The 14,643-nt window shown below is 74.2% G+C and carries 14 protein-coding genes and 1 pseudogene; 10 read left to right on the top strand and 5 right to left on the bottom strand.

From position 1 onward, the window contains the following. Nucleotides 1-138 precede the first annotated feature (138 nt). From ACFWWQ_RS01045 to ACFWWQ_RS01035, 3 genes are all read left to right on the top strand, one after another. Entirely contained in the window at nt 139-450 is a 312-nt protein-coding gene (locus ACFWWQ_RS01045) for a hypothetical protein (RefSeq protein ID WP_384588014.1), read from the top strand. A gap of 605 nt (nt 451-1,055) precedes the next feature. Continuing rightward, a complete protein-coding gene (locus tag ACFWWQ_RS01040) occupies nt 1,056-3,287 on the top strand; it encodes an FUSC family protein (protein WP_384588011.1) in 2,232 nt (743 codons plus the stop codon). A gap of 43 nt (nt 3,288-3,330) precedes the next feature. After that, entirely contained in the window at nt 3,331-3,837 is a 507-nt protein-coding gene (locus tag ACFWWQ_RS01035) for a MarR family winged helix-turn-helix transcriptional regulator (RefSeq protein ID WP_384588008.1), read from the top strand. Between the two features lie 303 nt (nt 3,838-4,140). On the opposite strand, the gene ACFWWQ_RS01030 is transcribed toward ACFWWQ_RS01035, so the two are convergent. Continuing rightward, complete coding sequence (locus ACFWWQ_RS01030) at nt 4,141-4,719, bottom strand: TetR/AcrR family transcriptional regulator (protein ID WP_384588005.1); 579 nt, start codon at nt 4,717-4,719, stop codon at nt 4,141-4,143. 90 nt (nt 4,720-4,809) lie between these two features. Here ACFWWQ_RS01030 and ACFWWQ_RS01025 point away from each other — a divergent pair, with 90 nt between their 5' ends. Beyond that, on the top strand, nt 4,810-5,256 hold the full coding sequence (locus ACFWWQ_RS01025; protein ID WP_384588002.1) for an anthrone oxygenase family protein: 447 nt from the start codon (nt 4,810-4,812) through the stop codon (nt 5,254-5,256). 92 nt (nt 5,257-5,348) lie between these two features. Here the strand turns inward: ACFWWQ_RS01025 and ACFWWQ_RS01020 are convergent. The 3 genes and pseudogenes from ACFWWQ_RS01020 to ACFWWQ_RS01010 all read right to left on the bottom strand — a co-directional run. Beyond that, nucleotides 5,349-5,462, bottom strand: a pseudogene (locus tag ACFWWQ_RS01020) (IS5/IS1182 family transposase); the annotation flags it as partial. 8 nt (nt 5,463-5,470) lie between these two features. Next, a complete protein-coding gene (locus ACFWWQ_RS01015; protein ID WP_384587999.1) occupies nt 5,471-6,991 on the bottom strand; it encodes a sigma-70 family RNA polymerase sigma factor in 1,521 nt (506 codons plus the stop codon). A 369-nt stretch (nt 6,992-7,360) separates the two neighbouring features. Further along, nucleotides 7,361-7,990, bottom strand: coding sequence for a TetR/AcrR family transcriptional regulator (locus tag ACFWWQ_RS01010; protein ID WP_384587997.1), 630 nt, complete (start codon nt 7,988-7,990; stop codon nt 7,361-7,363). A gap of 111 nt (nt 7,991-8,101) precedes the next feature. On the opposite strand from ACFWWQ_RS01010, the gene ACFWWQ_RS01005 reads away from it, so the two are divergent. From ACFWWQ_RS01005 to ACFWWQ_RS00995, 3 genes are all read left to right on the top strand, one after another. Next, nucleotides 8,102-8,632: a PH domain-containing protein gene (locus ACFWWQ_RS01005; RefSeq protein ID WP_384587994.1), complete on the top strand. Its 531-nt coding sequence runs from the start codon at nt 8,102-8,104 to the stop codon at nt 8,630-8,632. Next, entirely contained in the window at nt 8,629-10,170 is a 1,542-nt protein-coding gene (locus ACFWWQ_RS01000; RefSeq protein ID WP_384587991.1) for a PH domain-containing protein, read from the top strand. Before ACFWWQ_RS01005 ends, ACFWWQ_RS01000 begins: the two co-directional genes overlap by 4 nt. 219 nt (nt 10,171-10,389) lie before the next feature. Then, nucleotides 10,390-10,803, top strand: coding sequence for an SsgA family sporulation/cell division regulator (locus ACFWWQ_RS00995; protein WP_384587988.1), 414 nt, complete (start codon nt 10,390-10,392; stop codon nt 10,801-10,803). A 67-nt stretch (nt 10,804-10,870) separates the two neighbouring features. Here ACFWWQ_RS00995 and ACFWWQ_RS00990 read toward each other — a convergent pair whose 3' ends face one another. Further along, a complete protein-coding gene (locus tag ACFWWQ_RS00990) occupies nt 10,871-11,662 on the bottom strand; it encodes a polysaccharide deacetylase family protein (RefSeq protein ID WP_384587985.1) in 792 nt (263 codons plus the stop codon). 146 nt (nt 11,663-11,808) lie between these two features. Here ACFWWQ_RS00990 and ACFWWQ_RS00985 point away from each other — a divergent pair, with 146 nt between their 5' ends. Genes ACFWWQ_RS00985 through ACFWWQ_RS00975 form a run of 3 tightly spaced genes read left to right on the top strand, consistent with a single transcriptional unit; the run spans nt 11,809 to nt 14,629 of the window. Beyond that, on the top strand, nt 11,809-12,510 hold the full coding sequence (locus ACFWWQ_RS00985) for a response regulator (protein WP_384587982.1): 702 nt from the start codon (nt 11,809-11,811) through the stop codon (nt 12,508-12,510). Continuing rightward, nucleotides 12,507-14,063 carry an ATP-binding protein gene (locus tag ACFWWQ_RS00980; RefSeq protein ID WP_384587979.1) on the top strand — a complete coding sequence of 519 codons (1,557 nt, stop codon included), beginning with the start codon at nt 12,507-12,509 and terminating at the stop codon, nt 14,061-14,063. Before ACFWWQ_RS00985 ends, ACFWWQ_RS00980 begins: the two co-directional genes overlap by 4 nt. Next, entirely contained in the window at nt 14,060-14,629 is a 570-nt protein-coding gene (locus tag ACFWWQ_RS00975) for a hypothetical protein (RefSeq protein WP_384587976.1), read from the top strand. Before ACFWWQ_RS00980 ends, ACFWWQ_RS00975 begins: the two co-directional genes overlap by 4 nt. The last annotated feature ends 14 nt before the right edge of the window (nt 14,630-14,643 follow it).

The raw sequence follows: 14,643 nt of genomic DNA, 5'->3' as shown, positions 1-14,643 counted from the left end.
GGTGGCCAGAAGATGACGTCCCGTGGCCGGTGCTGATACCTGTCGCTGCGTATGGAGAATGGAGAATGAGCCTACGAAGCCAGCTGGGTCCGTTGGCGGGAGAAGCGTCGGGGGCCTGATCCGGGGGAGAGTGTAGTGATGCGGAAGTTGCTGGTCACAGCGTTGGCCGCGATGCTGTGCGGGGGGACGCTGAGCCTGACGGCTGCGTCGGAGGCGGCGGCTGCCGGGCCGCCTGTCCAGTGTGTGAAGGTGCGGAAGTTCTATACGAAGAGCCATCAGCGTTACGTGCGGCTGACGAATCTGTGCAGTCGGCGTCCGGCGTGTTACGTCATCGTGGTCCCGCATCATGCCGATCCGCGCGGGCGGCTCAGCAAGGGCACAACGAAGAATGTGCGCTACGCCCAAGCGAGTTCGGCGCGTGCGCTGTACGTGAAGAACGCGCGCTGCTGAGCCGGAGAGGGGCCTCCTGTGGCGGACAGAGCCGGTAGCTCTGAGCGGTAGAGAGTTGCAGGTCAGCCGGATGGCAGGTAGGCGGGCGGCAGGAATCGGCGCTGGAGGTCGGGACCTGGGGAGTGTGGCCCCGGGGGTAGCTGCTGCCTGGCGGGTGCATGCCCTCGGGGCTCCCCCAGCGGCCGAGCCCCGTACGGGATGGCATCTCGTCCCGGACTGCGTCTCGTCCCGCATGGCGTCTCGTCCCGGGTCTGAGGAACTCCGTCCGCCGCGCAGGTGGGCGCCGTCTCGCAGGTAACGGCACCCCGCGCTGCTCGGCAGCGAGCTCCGGGCAGCCGCCGGGGCATAGACGAGCACGTCCGGGCACCTCGCCCCGAGTACAGCCCGCACTCCGACTGCGGCCCGTGTTCTCCCACCACTTCTCCCACCGCGCCCCGAGCTGCGGCCCGCCCGCTGGACCGGTTCCTCCGCAAGCCCTGCACCTCGCCCGCCCGCCCCGACGGCGGGCTGCACCCCACCCCACGTCCCCTCCCCCGCCAACCCGCACCGCCCCACGTGACTCACACTATATCTTTCATAAGTAAAACACCTGCTAATCTTTGCGTATGAGTAAGCACGCGAAGGCGGCCGGGAGGCGCGGGGGCGGGGCTCTGTGGAGTGGGGTGCGGCCGTTGCCGGTGTGGAGTGCTGTGCGGTTGCGGCAGCCGGTGGACATCTGGCACAAGCCGGCGCTGAGCGCGGTGGTGGCGCTGGCGATCCCGGACTTCACGCTCTTCGCGTTGGGACGCATGGACCTGGTGCTTTACACCTCGGCGGGAGCGATGTGCGCCCTCTACGGGCACGGGCTCCCGTATGCGGCGCGGGCCCGGACCTTGCCGTGGGTGGTGCTCGGCATGGTGGCGAGCCTGGGGGTGGCGCTGACGGCGGCGTCGCTGGTGTCGTCCGCCGCGGTGCTGGTGGCGTTGGCCTCGGTGCTTGCCGCGGTACACAAGGTGGTCTGCGATGCGACGCGGATCGGGCCGCCGGGCAATCTCATCTTCACGTTCATCGCGGCGTCGGCGTTCTTCGTGCCGCAGCAGATCGCGGACGTACCGCTGCATCTGATGCTGGCGCTGGCGGCCGGATCGGTGGCGTGGCTGGTGGGGATGGCGCCCGCGCTGGTGCGGGCGCGGGGGCCGGAGCGGATAGCCACCGCTCGGGCGCTGGAGGCAGCGGCGGCGCAGTTGCGTGCCGAGGCGACGGCCCTGGGCACGGCGCCCGGGGAGGCCGAGGGCGCGGTGGCGCGTGCCCGGCAGGCGACGGCGACGGCGGTGAACGCCGCCTGGCACACGGTTTTCCTGGTTCCCGCGCGTACGCCCGCGAAGGCCGAGTCACGGACCGGACTGGAGCGGCTGCTCGTCCGGGCCGAGGCTGTGCTGGGCGGGGCAGTGGACGGGGAGAACGGTGGGGGCGCAGGTGAGCGCATCGGCGGGCCCGCACCCCACTCGTCCCGTACGGTCATACCGGCGCCTCCCGCCACCGCCGAAGCGGAAGCCGAAGCGGAAGCGGAAGCGGAAGCCGAAGTATTCGCTCAATGGGCGCATGAGGTCCGCGGCAATGGGCCACTCCCCGTTGTGGCCCTCACCCCGTCGCAGCGGGCGGAGCTGATCGGCATCGAGCTGGACCGCCAGCAGGCCGGCCAACGCATCGACCGGCACATCGATGCCGGCCGGCCTCAGAACAGCGATGCGCAGGACAGCGATGCACAGGCCGGCCGACCCGAGGACCGTGGCCAGGCCGGCCGACCCGAGGGCCGTGCGCAGGCCGACCGACCCGAGGACCGTGGCCAGGCCGACCGACCCGAGAACCGTGGCCAGGCCGGCCGACCCGAGGACCGTGCGCAGGCCGAGGAGGCTCCCGTCGACGGCATCGGCGAAGGGATCCCCGGGCCCCGAGGTGACGCGACCCGCGGATCCGGGCCCCCCGGGTACGCACCGCGCGCCCCTGCCCCCGGGCGGGCGCGCGGATGGCGAACCGTAGGAGCCGCGTTCCGGCCCGGTTCGCCGCTGTTGCCGGTCGGACTCCGGACCGCCGTGGGGTGTGCGCTGGCCGGATGGGTCTCGATGGGGCTCGGGGTCGGGCATCCGTACTGGGCCGTTGTCACGGCGGCGTCGGTGTTCCAGGCGAACACGACGTTGTCCGGACAGCGGGCGTTGCAGCGTTCGGTGGGGAATCTGCTGGGGCTGGTGCTGTTCACCGCGCTGCTGCCGCTGATCCACACCGGTCATCTGGCGATGATCGCGCTCGCGCTGGTCTTCCAGTTCGGTGCGGAGGCGTGGATCACGCGGAACTACTGGCTCGGGTCAGTGTGCGTCACGCCCATGGCGTTGCTGCTGACGGAGTTCGGCAACCCGTTGCCGGCCCGGGTGCTCGTCGCCGACCGGTGGATCGACACGGTGGTGGGTGCCGTGCTGGGCCTGGTCTGCTGCGTACTGGTCACCAATCGGCGGGCCGGCGACCGTATCGGGGCGGCGCTGGAGCGGACCACCGCGGCGCAGATCGCGGCCCGGCGGTTGCTCGCGGCGAACGCGGTCCTTGGTGCGGCGGACGCGCGGGAGACCGGCTGGGCGCGCGACCGGCTGGCCGGGGCGCTGGCCGAGCTGCGGGAGGCCGTCGATGTGGCCTCGGGCGAGTGGTGGCAGCGGGCGCTGCCGGAGGAGCGGGTGGCCCGGGCGGAACAGCACGGTCACCGCACCCTGGCGCTGCTGGCGCGGCGCCTGGCCGGGTCCGCGCCGTCCGTCCGGCCCGTGCCGGAAGCAGTGGCCGCGGCAGGCACAATTGACGGCGTACGACGGTGAGCTGAGCCGGGCCCGCGCCGTACGAGGCCGAGAGGAGAGCCGGGTGGCCGAGGACATCGTCGCGGGAGTGCTGCGTCAGTGGCAGCAGGTGCACCCGGGGCTGGACACCGGTCCGATGGCGTTGATCGGGCGGCTCAACCGCTGTTCGGCGTTGTTGCAGCAGGCCGCCGACGCGCCGTTGCGGCGGGCCGGGCTGTCCCGTCCGGAGTTCGACATCCTGGGCACGCTGCGCCGGATGGACCGGGAGCTGACGCCGGGCCGGGTGGCGCGGGAGACGTTCGCGTCGGGCGCCGCGGTCACCAAGCGGCTGCGGCAGCTGGAGGCGCGCGGGCTGATCAGCCGCCGCGCGGACGACCGCGACCGCCGGGTCGCCCATCTCTCCCTCACGGACGAGGGCCGCGACCTCATCGACCGGATCCTGCCCGAACAGCTGGCGTACGAGGCGACGTTGCTCGACGGCGTCGGTGAGCGCCGCCGCGAGGAACTTTCCGAGGGGCTGGGCGAACTCCTCGTCGTCCTGGAAGGCCGCCTCGGCAGCCTGCTGGACTGAGGGCGAGGCCCGCCGACTCACGGCAAGGCCCCCACTTCGGCCGCCCGTTCGTCACCGCGACGTGCGGGCCCCTGACGAAGCGTCCCGGAACGCGTGCCCCGGGGCGCGCCCACTCCGGCCCCCGGGGCGCGTATCGGGTCGTGATCAATGAGCACCGCAGCTTCCGGGGCGGGTGCCCCGTCTGGGGTACGGGGGGCCCGGCGATCTGCGGCTGCGCCGTGGGGGCGCGAGTGACCGGAAGCGATACCGCAGGCAGGCAGCGGGGCCCGAGGACCCCGGCTGCGTGCCCGCCAGGACGGTGTGTCAGACCATGGCGAGCCGGTCCACCAGCAGCTCCACCCTCCGCTCGGTGTCCTCCGGCGGCAGCCGTCCCGCCCGGGTCAGGGTGGCCACCCCGTGCAGGGCCGCCCAGAACACCTCGGTGAACAGTGCCGGGTGGACGCCGTCCCCGGCGGCCTCGCCAAGGCTTTCCAGTAGGGCGGCAAAGGCGTCCTTCAGCGGCTCCGGGGTGTCCTCGTTCGCGAACGCCAGGCCGCCGTCGAGCCGGAACATGGCGTCGTAGACCGCCGGGTTGCGCTCCGCGAAGTCGAGGTAGGCGCGGGCGAGGGCGGTGACCCGGGTGCGAGGGCCGTCCGCGGCGGAGGTCGCGGCCCGCAGCGCCACGGCCATCTCGGCGGCACCCTTGAGGGCGACGGCACCGATGATCTCGCGCTTGCCGCGGAAATGGCTGTAGAGGACGGGCTGGCTGTATTCGATGCGCTCGGCGAGCCGGCGGGTGGTGACCGCGTCCCAGCCCTGCTGCTCGGCGAGTTCGCGGGCCGTGGCCACGATGAGGCGCTCGCGCTCCACCCGTTCACGCTGCTTGCGTTCCTGTACCGACATGAGTCGATCCTAGCACCGCTAGACAATCGAGCGGCAGTAGCACTAGCGTTGCCTCATCAGCTAGCAGCGCTAGATCCAGGAGGGGCAGTCATGCTCAACGCACTTGAGATCGTCACCACCGTGATCGTCGGCCTGATGGTGGGAGTGGAGTTCTCCGTCGCCTTCGTCATGAACCCGATCTTCAACGCACTCCCCGACGACAGCGGCCAACTCGGCCGAAGCCACGGCGGCCGGATGCTCGGCGCCGTGATGCCGGTCTGGTACATCGGCTCGCTCGTTCTTGTCGCGGTCTGGGCCATCGCCGGATGGCACCGCCCCAGCGCCGGCCTCGTCGTCATCGCCGCCGCGCTGCTGATCTTGAGCGTGATCATGTCGCTTCTGCTGCTCGTCCCGATCAACAACCGGGGCAAGACATGGACCCCCGAGAACCGGCCCGAGGACTGGAAGGAGCAGAAGAACCGCTGGGACCGCTTCCACTACGTCCGCGTCGCCGTCATCATCGCCGCCTTCACCCTGCTGGTCGCCTCCCTCGCCTGAGCCCGCGGGACGAGTACGCCTTGCCCCCGGCGACCGCGTCCGGGCGGGCGCGTCCGGGCGGGCGCGTCCGGGCGGGCGCGTCCGGGCGGGCGCGTCCGGGCGGGCGCAGGGACGGCGGGCGTTTCCCGCCACTGCCCGCCCGTCCGAAACCGCCACAGCACCCCCTCGAACTGCTGCCGCAGCCGCACCGACGACGGGACTCCACGGACACCCTCTACCCCCGCGTGCAGCTCCACACCCATGTCGAGCCTTCCCGGTGCCAGCCGCAGTGGACGGTCGGCGTCGGGCTGGGCGGGACAGTGGTCGGCGTGGTCGTAGGGGTCGGAGTGGGGGTCGGCGTCGGGGTTTCCGTAGGGGTCGGCGTAGGGGTCGGAGTCGGCGTGGGCGTCGGTGACGGCGATGTCGTAGGACTCGGGGTCGGCGTCGGGCTCGGAGTCTCCGTGGGCCCGGGTGTCGTGGGCGCGGTCGACGGATCCGAGGGCCGGGGCGACGGCGGTGCGGTGGTGGCGGACGGAGACGGGGACGGGGACGGGGACGGCGCCGACGGAGTACCCACGGCGGGGTGCGCCGGAGGGGCGGCCGGGGACAGCGCATCCGGGCTGCCGTGGGGAGCGGCGCGCGTGGCCGGGGCAGCGGGCGACCGCGGCGCCGGGGCCGTGGCGTGCGGCCGGGGTTTCGGCGGCGGGGCATCCTCGCCGGTGAGGACGTACCCGGCGGCCACCGCCGCCCCGGCGACGGCGACGACCGTGACTCCGGCGGCCGTTGCGGTGGCCGGTCCGGAGCGGATGCGCAGCAGTCGGCGCAGGGCCCCCAGGACGCTGCCGGGGGCCGGGGTGGCGCCGGAGGAGGCCGCGGCGGCCGCTCCCGCCCCGGCTCCGGCGCCGAGCAGGGGGAGCAGGAACTTCGCCGATCCCCCGGCCAGGAACACCAGCAGCGCGGGGCCGGTGAGCGCGGGCAGGCGGTGGTTGGCGCGGGTGAGCAGGGCGAGCCGGTCGCGGCAGTCGGCGCAGTCCGGGAGGTGCTCGGCGATGCCGTCGGCCTGCCGGGCAGTGGCCTCGCCGCGCAGATAGGCGGGCATCCGCTCCCAGTGGGTGCCGCACGCGGCCGCATCCGGGCTGCCCGGCAGGCCGCGCAGGAACGCCTGGCGCATGCCTTCCCGGGCACGGTGGAGGAGGACGGCGGTGGCGCCCTTGCCCGCGCCGATGGCCTTGCCGACGGCCTCCAGCGGCTGGCCCTCGGCCTCGGCGAGCCAGAGGGCCTTCACCCAGCGGTGCGGGAGTTGGTCGAGGACGCGGGCGAGCTGGTCGACGTAGGCGACGCGCTGCGCCGGGTCCTCCGGCGGGGTGGCGCCGACGACGGTGGCGACCTCGGGCCAGGTCTGGCCGTCCTCGGGGTCTCGGGGGACCTCGCGGGCCGCGTCCGATCCGGCGCTGGAGGCGAGGTGGCGGATGGTGGTCCGCAGATACGCCGGGACGTTGTCGATGTGGTGGCCGCCATGGATGCGGCGCCACACCCGGAAGTGCGCCTCGGCGACGACGTCCTCGGCGAGCCAGGTGTTCGCGAGCAGCGAGCGGGCGTAGCCCACCAGGCGCGGATGCTCCTGGGCGTACAGCTCGGCGTAGACGTCGACGGCGGAGGCGCCGGGTTCCTCGGGGGGGCCGGTCTGTGCGGGGACCGACACGGTGGGGGTGAGCCGGTCCGCGGGCCGCGCGGAGTCCGCGGTGGCTTCAGACATGGGGGGCAACCTTCGGTGTTCGCCCCGGGACGGGACGGCGGTGGCCGCGCGTCCCGGGAAGGTTCGGTCCGGGAGCAGGCCCGGGAATTCGTCCTCCTAGGAGCGTTGATTCTCCCATCTGTCGGGCCATGACCGGCACGTGGCATGGGTGAAAGGGGTCACGGTGCGCTCCCGTACGCCCCGCGTGATACACGAGCGTCCACCCCGGAAACGAAAGGTAAGGGCGGGTGGGGACAGACAAGGGCAGGTGGGGCCAATCTTCCTGAAGCACCCTCAGCGCGGGCGGCGGGCGCTGGGCAGCCCGAAGCCCTCACGCCGCCCTGACGTGACGTCAGTTCAACTCCGGCGATCGGCAGTCACCCGAGCCCGTCACCCCGCCGCTCCCCGCCGCTCCCCGGCTCTCCCGTCGAAGAGTTGCCCCAGGTGGAGATCGAGCAGGCGGAGGGCCTGCTCCGGGGTGTGGACCTCCAGAAGGAGATAGGTGGAGAGGCCGTCGACGAGGCTGATGAGGAGCATCGCCTCGTCGTCCGTGGCGCGGGCGGGCGGGAGTTCGCCGCGGTCCGCGGCGCGGCGGAGTTGCCCGGTGAAGAAGTCACGGAGGTGAGGGATGCCGTTCTTGGCCTCGGCGCGCAGGTCCGCGTCGTGTACGGCGCGGACGAAGTAGGCGGCACCGACGAGGGCGCCGGTGCGGCTGCGGTCGTCCAGCGGCAACATGCCGACCAGGCAGGTCCGCAGCACCACGCGGGGCGTCGGCTCCTCGTCCAGGGCCTCGATGCGGTCGCGGATGCGGCGGTCGGCCAGTGCGTTGATGTGGCGCAGGGCGAAGGCGAGCATGTCGTCCTTGCTGCGGAAGTAGTGCTGTAGCCGCCCCAGGGAGATACCGGCTTCGGCGGCGACGTCGCGCAGTCCGGCGCCGTCCAGGCCCCGGGCGCTCGCGATCCGCCAGAGCGCCTCCGCGATCTCCCGTCGCCGGGCCTCGTGATCGACCTTCTTGGGCACGCCCCGGCCTCCCGTCGTCGGACCGTTCCGGCACGGCCCGTTTTTACAAGTCACTCGTACGGTATAACGTGCTCACGTCCAATACGGTTGACTTGCAAACGGGGAATCGCCATGCCTGGATCCGGAACCGCACCTCCTCCCACCGCTGCGCTGCGGCCGCCGCGGCATCGCGTCGACCCGCGGGCGCGCCGCTGGTGGACGGCGCGGGCGCTGCTGACGGTGAGCGGCCCGGCGCTGCTGACCGCGGCGGCGCTCGCGGTCTGCGCCCTGCTCTTCTTCCCGGGGGCGCTGCCGTGGCTGGGCCCGCTCCTGGCCGCGCTCGTCGTCCCGGCGCTCGCCCACCTCGCGCTGATGCCGCGGGTGCGGTACGCGGTGCACGCCTGGGAGTTGGGCGAGCGGGCGGTGTACGCGTCCGACGGCTGGTACCGGCAGCGGCGGCGGATCGCGCCGCTGTCGCGGGTGCAGACGGTCGACACGGTGCGGGGCCCGCTGGAGCGCCGGTTCGGGCTGGCGACGGTCACCGTCACCACCGCATCGACCGCGGGTGACCTCACGATCCGCGGGCTGTCCGACGCGGGGGCGGACGAGCTGTCCCGGCGGATCGGCGCGGCGGCGCAGCTGGTCCCGGGGGACGCGGCATGACCCCCACGACTCCCCCGCCGCCCCGGGACGGCGGCTGGCGCCGCACCCATCCGCGCACCCTCCTGGTCCACGCCACCTGGCCGCTCCCGCCGCTGACCTCCCTCGCGGCGGCGGCCGTGGCCACCGGCGGGCGGATCCCGCCGGGCACCTGGATCGCGCTGGCCGCACTCACCGTGTCGTTCGCCGTGGTCACCGCGGTCGGCGCGGTGCGCTGGGCCCGTACGGAGTTCCGGGTCACCGGCGCCGCGCTGGAGGTGCGGACGGGGGTGCTGACCCGGCGGCTGCGCACCGTGCCGCTGGACCGGATCCGTACCGTCGATCTCACCGCGACGCCGCTCCACCGGGTGCTGCGGCTGACGGCGCTGCGGGCCGGGACCGCGGGCGACGGGAGCGGTGTGCCGGTGCTGGACGCGCTGCCGGTCGCCGAGGCCGGGCGGCTGCGGGGTGCGCTGCTCGCCCGCGCGTCGTCCGGCGCGGCGACGGACGATCCGGTGCTGGCGCGCTTCTCGCCGCGCTGGCTGTGGTACGCGCCGCTGACGTTCTGGGTGGTCGGCGGCGTACTGATCGCGGCGGGTACGGTCCACCGCGTGCTGCACGGCATGGGCGTCGACTTCTGGGAACTGGGCTTCGTACAGCGGGCGTTCGCGGCGTTCGGCACCGTGTCGCCGTGGCTGACGGTCCCTGCGGCGCTGCTCGTGCTGCTGGCCGCCGGGGCGGTCGGTGCGGTGGCGCTGTACGCGGAGAACTGGTGGGACCACCGCCTGGAGTGGGCCGATGCCTCGACGCTGCGGGTGCGGCGTGGCCTGTTCACCACCCGTACGGTCACCGTCGGCCGGGCCCGGCTGCGCGGGGTGCTGCTCCGGGAGCCGCTGCTGCTGCGGGCGGGCGGCGGGGCGGCGGTGCGGGCCGTGGCCGGCGGGCTCGGTGACCGCGACGAGAACCGTGCGCGCAGCGGGCTGCTGCCGCCCGCGCCGCGCGCGCTGGCGGTGCGGGTCGCCGGTGGGGCGCTGCGCGCGCCGTTCCCCGATCCGCCGCTCCCGGGGCGGGGCGTCCCGGCCACGCTGGTGCGCCATCCCCGGGCGGCGCTGCGCAGGCGGCGGCTGCGCGGACTGCTGTGGGTGACGCTGCCGGGCACGGCGTTGTCGGCCGGTTGCGGCGTGGCCTTCGCGCCGGTGCTGCTGCCCTGGGCGGGGGCGTACGCGGTGGTGTCGGCGGGCGTGGCGTGGTGGGCGGCGCGGGCGGCGTACCGGGCGCTCGGGCACGGGCTGTGCGGTGGCCATCTCGTGGTGCGTTCGGGGGTGTTCAGCCGGGACACGCTGGCGTTGGAGCGGTCGGCGGTCGCGGCGTGGACGTTCTCCAGCACGCCGTTCGGCCGCCGGGCCGGTCTGGTGACGCTGACGGCCGCGTTCGCCGCGGGCGAGGGCCGCCACCGGATCCCGGACCTGGCCGCGGCGCGGGCACCGGGGTTCGCCGCGGCCGCCGCGCCGGGCATCGTCGAGGAGTTCCTGGTGGGGGCGGACGGCGGCGGACGGCCCTGAGCGGCGGGCGCGGTGGCCAGTGGACGGCGCGGCGCGGGCGGCGCCCGGGCCGGCGGGCGGCGCGGTGGCCGGTGGACGACCACGGCGGCTACCCGCTTCTCCTCCGCCGATGCGCGCCATGACGCAGATCACACCCTCTGTGCGTGCACGACCGGGGCCCGTCGTTCGTCCTAAGGGATGAGTGATGCCGTGAACCGACAGTTGTGAGGAGCCGCCGCGATGCCCGCCGCCATCGACCACGCCGTCCAGGTCCGCCTCCTCGCGACGACCCCCGGACCGCACACGGTCCCCGCCGTGCTGCGCTACCACCCCTCCGATCCGCTGGCGGTGCGGATGTCGTTCCCGCCGGAGATCTCGCTCGACGGAGCCGCGGTGGACTGGGCGTTCGCGCGCGAGTTGCTGGCCGAGGGGGTGCACGCTCCCGCGGGCCGGGGCGATGTGCAGGTGCGTCCGGCCGGTCCGGAGCGCACGGTCATGGAGTTCCACGCCGACGAGGGCGTGGCGATGGTGCAGCTGCGGACGGCGGACGTGCGGCGCTTCCTCGCCCGGTCGTACGCGGCGGTCCCGGCCGGTCGGGAGCCGGCCCACCTCGATGTCGACCGCGGTCTCGCCACCCTGTTCGGCGCGGCGTGACCGCCCGGCGCCCGCTCCCCACCGCGTCCCCGGCGGGCACCGCTCCGTGCCCACCGGGGACGCGGCCTCAGTGCTGCGGGAAGCCGAACCCGTAGCCCTGCTGCCGCAGCGACGGCAGCAGGCGGTCCAGCGCCTCGACGGTGCGGGAGCGGTCGCCGCCGCCGTCGTGGAAGAGGACGGTCGGACCGTTCGTCAGCTCGCTTCGGACGGTCGCCTCGATCGTGGCGACGGAGCCGCCCTCGAAGTCCTTGCTGTCGATGTTCCAGCCCAGCGGCCGCATCCCGTGCCGGGCCGCGAGGGCGCGGCTGTACGGCGTGAACGCGCCGCCGGGCGCCCGGTAGTAGCGCACCGGCGCGCCCCCGGCCTTCTCGATCATCCGCTGTGCGGGGAGGATCTGGTCCGACTGGTAGCGCTCCGGCCGGTGGTCCATGCCGGTGTCGTGGCTGATCGTGTGGTCGCAGAGCCGGTGCCCGGCGGCGACCACCCGGCGTACGAGGTCGGGGTGGGCCGCGGCCTGCGGTCCGATCATGCAGAACACCGCCTTGACGTGGTGCCGTTCCAGCACCTCCAGGACCTTCGGGGTCCACACCGGGTCCGGGCCGTCGTCGATGGTGACGTTGAGGCTGCGGCCGGGGCGGTCCGAGGCGTGCACGATCGACGGGTCCACGGGGCGGACGGCTGGACGGTGGGTGGCCGTGGGGGTGGCCGCGGGGGTGGCCGCGGGGGTGTCCGCCTCCGCGCTCGTGGGACCGCCGGGCCACGCCAGGGCCAGCGCCCCGGCGGCGCCGAGCGCCACCATCGTCGCGGTGACCGTCTTGAGGATCCCGCGCCCGTTCCCGAAGCGCCCCGCCGTGTTCATGCCGTCCCTCGCATCGTGTGGGAGTTCTGTCGTCTCGTACGGTCCGGGCGTTTTCCGACACCCAGCCGCACCCCCACAGATGATAAGGAAAACGATCAGGATGCCTCTGTTACCGATCCATCATGAAAGTTCTTGATACTGAACCCATGCCACGTGTACTTCTGATCGAGGACGACGCCGCCGTACGCGACGGGGTGACCCTCGCCCTGCGGCGGCGCGGCCACGATGTCGCGGCGGCGGGCAGCGGCGAGGAAGGGCTCGGTCTGCTGCCCGGTTTCCGGCCGGACATCGTGCTGCTCGACCTCATGCTGCCGGGCAAGGACGGCTTCGAGGTCTGCCGCCTGATCCGCGCCGAGCGGCAACTGCCGATCATCATGCTCACCGCACGCGGCGACGACCTCGACGTGGTCCTCGGCCTGGAGGCGGGCGCCGACGACTACATCGTCAAACCGGCCCGCGGCGAGGTCCTGGAAGCGCGCATCCGCGCGGTGCTGCGCCGCACCGCGCCGCCCGCCGACGGGGCCGCCGCCGAACTCGGCCCCGCGCCCGTCGAGTCGTACGGCACGCTCGCCATCGACCGCGCCGGGCTCGTCGTCGCCAAGGGCGGCCGGGACCTCGCGCTCGCGCCCTCCGAGATGAAGCTGCTGCTGTTCCTGTCGGCCACCCCCGGGCAGGTCTTCAGCCGCCAGCAGCTGCTGGAACACGTCTGGGAGCACAGCTACCACGGCGACGCCCGGCTGGTGGACGCCTGTGTGATGCGGCTGCGCACGAAGATAGAGGACACCCCGCGCAGCCCCCGCTTCGTCCAGACCGTGCGCGGTTTCGGCTACCGCTTCGGCCCCCTGTGAGGCGCCGCCGCCTGCTGCCCCCGGGGCTGCTGCGGGGCCTGCGGGCCCGGCTGGTCGTGGCGTTTTTGCTGGTCGCCGCGGTCAGCGCGCTGACCACCGCCGGGCTGACGTACCGCGAGGCCCGCAACGCCATCCTGCAGCGCTCCCAGGACATGGCCGTCAACGACCTGCGCACCCAGATCAATTCGCTCGCCCCCGAGCTGGCCGTGCCGCCCACCCGCACCGATCTGGAGGCCCTCCGCCTCCAGCTGGAGCGCTCCGGCACCTCCCGCGACTGGGACGTCCGCGTCCGCTACCGCGGCGTCCCGGGCGGCGACGACGCCCCGCCCGGCAGCCCGGCCGTTCTCCCCGCCGATCTGGAGAAGTCCGTCGAGCAGCGCCATGTCCCGGCGTTCCAGCGGGTGGTGCGCAACGGCGATCCCTGGCTGCTGATCGGCATGCCGGTACGCCAGTCCGACGGCGCGCCGTCCGCCCTGTCCGTCTACGCCCAACTCCCCCTGAACGCCGAGGAGGCCAACGTCGAGGCGCTGGTCAGCGCGGCACAACGGGGCGCGCTGCCGGCGCTGGCGCTGTCGGTGCTGCCCGCGCTGCTCGCCGCCCGGGGTGTGCTGCGGCCGGTGCGGCGGCTACGGCAGGCGGCCGGGCGGCTCGCCGAGGGGAAGCTCGACACCCGGCTGGAGGTCAAGGGCACCGACGAACTCGCCGGGCTGTCCCGGTCGTTCAACGACATGGCGGAGGAGCTGGAGGCCAGCGTCGCGGAGCTGCGGCGCCTGGAGGCCAATGCCCACCGGTTCGCCGCGGACGTCTCGCACGAGCTGCGCACCCCGCTCGCCGCGATGACCGCGGTCACCGACGTACTGGACGAGGACGCCGCGACGCTCGACCCGGACACCGCGTCCGCGGTCCGGCTGATCAGTCAGGAAACCGGAAAGTTGACGCGCATGGTGGAGGACCTGATGGAGGTCTCCCGGTTCGACGCGGGCGCCGCCGCGCTCCACCTGGACGAGGTGGACGTCGCCGAGACCGTCCGCAAGACGCTCCAGGCCCGCGCCTGGCAGGACGAGGTCGGCGCGGAGCTGCCCGACGGCGTCCGCGCCCGCGTCGACCCGCGGCGGCTGGACGTCGTCGTCGCCAACCTCGTCGGCAACGCCCTGCACCACGGCGGCAGCCCGGTCCACGTCCGGCTTCGGGCCCCCGGACCCGGCGCGGACCGGCTGATGCTGGAGGTCCGCGACAGCGGCCCCGGCATCGATCCGCAGGTGCTGCCGCACGTCTTCGACCGCTTCTACAAGGCGGACTCGGCACGCGCCCGCTCCGAGGGCAGCGGCCTGGGCCTGGCCATCGCCCGGGAGAACGTCCTGCTGCACGGCGGCACCGTCCGCGCCGCCAACGCGCCCGGCGGCGGCGCGGTGTTCACCGTGGAGCTGCCGGTGCGGCCGCCGGACGAGGCGGGGGCGCGGACGGGCCCCGGGCCCGCCGGTTCCGACGGCCCGGCCGACCCGACCCCGGGATCCGCCACCTCGCACACCCCTGGCAAGGAGGCCCCCGCATGACCTCCCCCCGCCCCCGCGCCCCCCGGCTCCTGGCCGTGACCGCGTTGGCCTGCGCCGCCGTGACCGTGCCGGCCGGCTGCGGTATCGAGCCCAGCGATGTGATCGACGCGGGCGCCCCGGCGTCCGGGGTGAAGGCCCCGGGCCGCCCGGAGACCGGCGTCCAGCTGTTCTTCTACGGCCCGGCCGGACTGCGCTCCGCGACCCGCCCGGCGAAGGCGCCGGCCGACCCGCAGTTCGCCCTCGACCTGCTGCTCGACGGCCCCGACCACGCCGAACGGCAGCGCGGGCTCTCCAGCGCGCTGCCCGAGCTGCCCGGCCGGCTGCGGGCACGCGCGGGCGATGGCCAGGTCGACATTGTGTTGCCCGTCCCGCCGCGGAAACTGGACACCGCCGCCCTGAGCCAGCTGGTGTGCACGGCGGCCAACGCCGAGGTGCCCGGCGGCCACCCGCCATCCTCCGTACGGGTCACCCTGACCGGCTCCGGCTCCCGCGTCGGCCCGATGATCTGCGCCGGCGACACCGCGTTCCCGGTGGTCCAGCCGTCCGCGGTGCCGTCGTCGCCCTGAGCCCGCCGCCGCCC

The organism is Streptomyces sp. NPDC059080 (genome assembly GCF_042739975.1).
GTDB lineage: Bacteria > Actinomycetota > Actinomycetes > Streptomycetales > Streptomycetaceae > Streptomyces > Streptomyces benahoarensis.
Note: the sequence above shows the minus strand (reverse complement) of the source record. Positions and strands in the feature narration are given on the sequence as shown.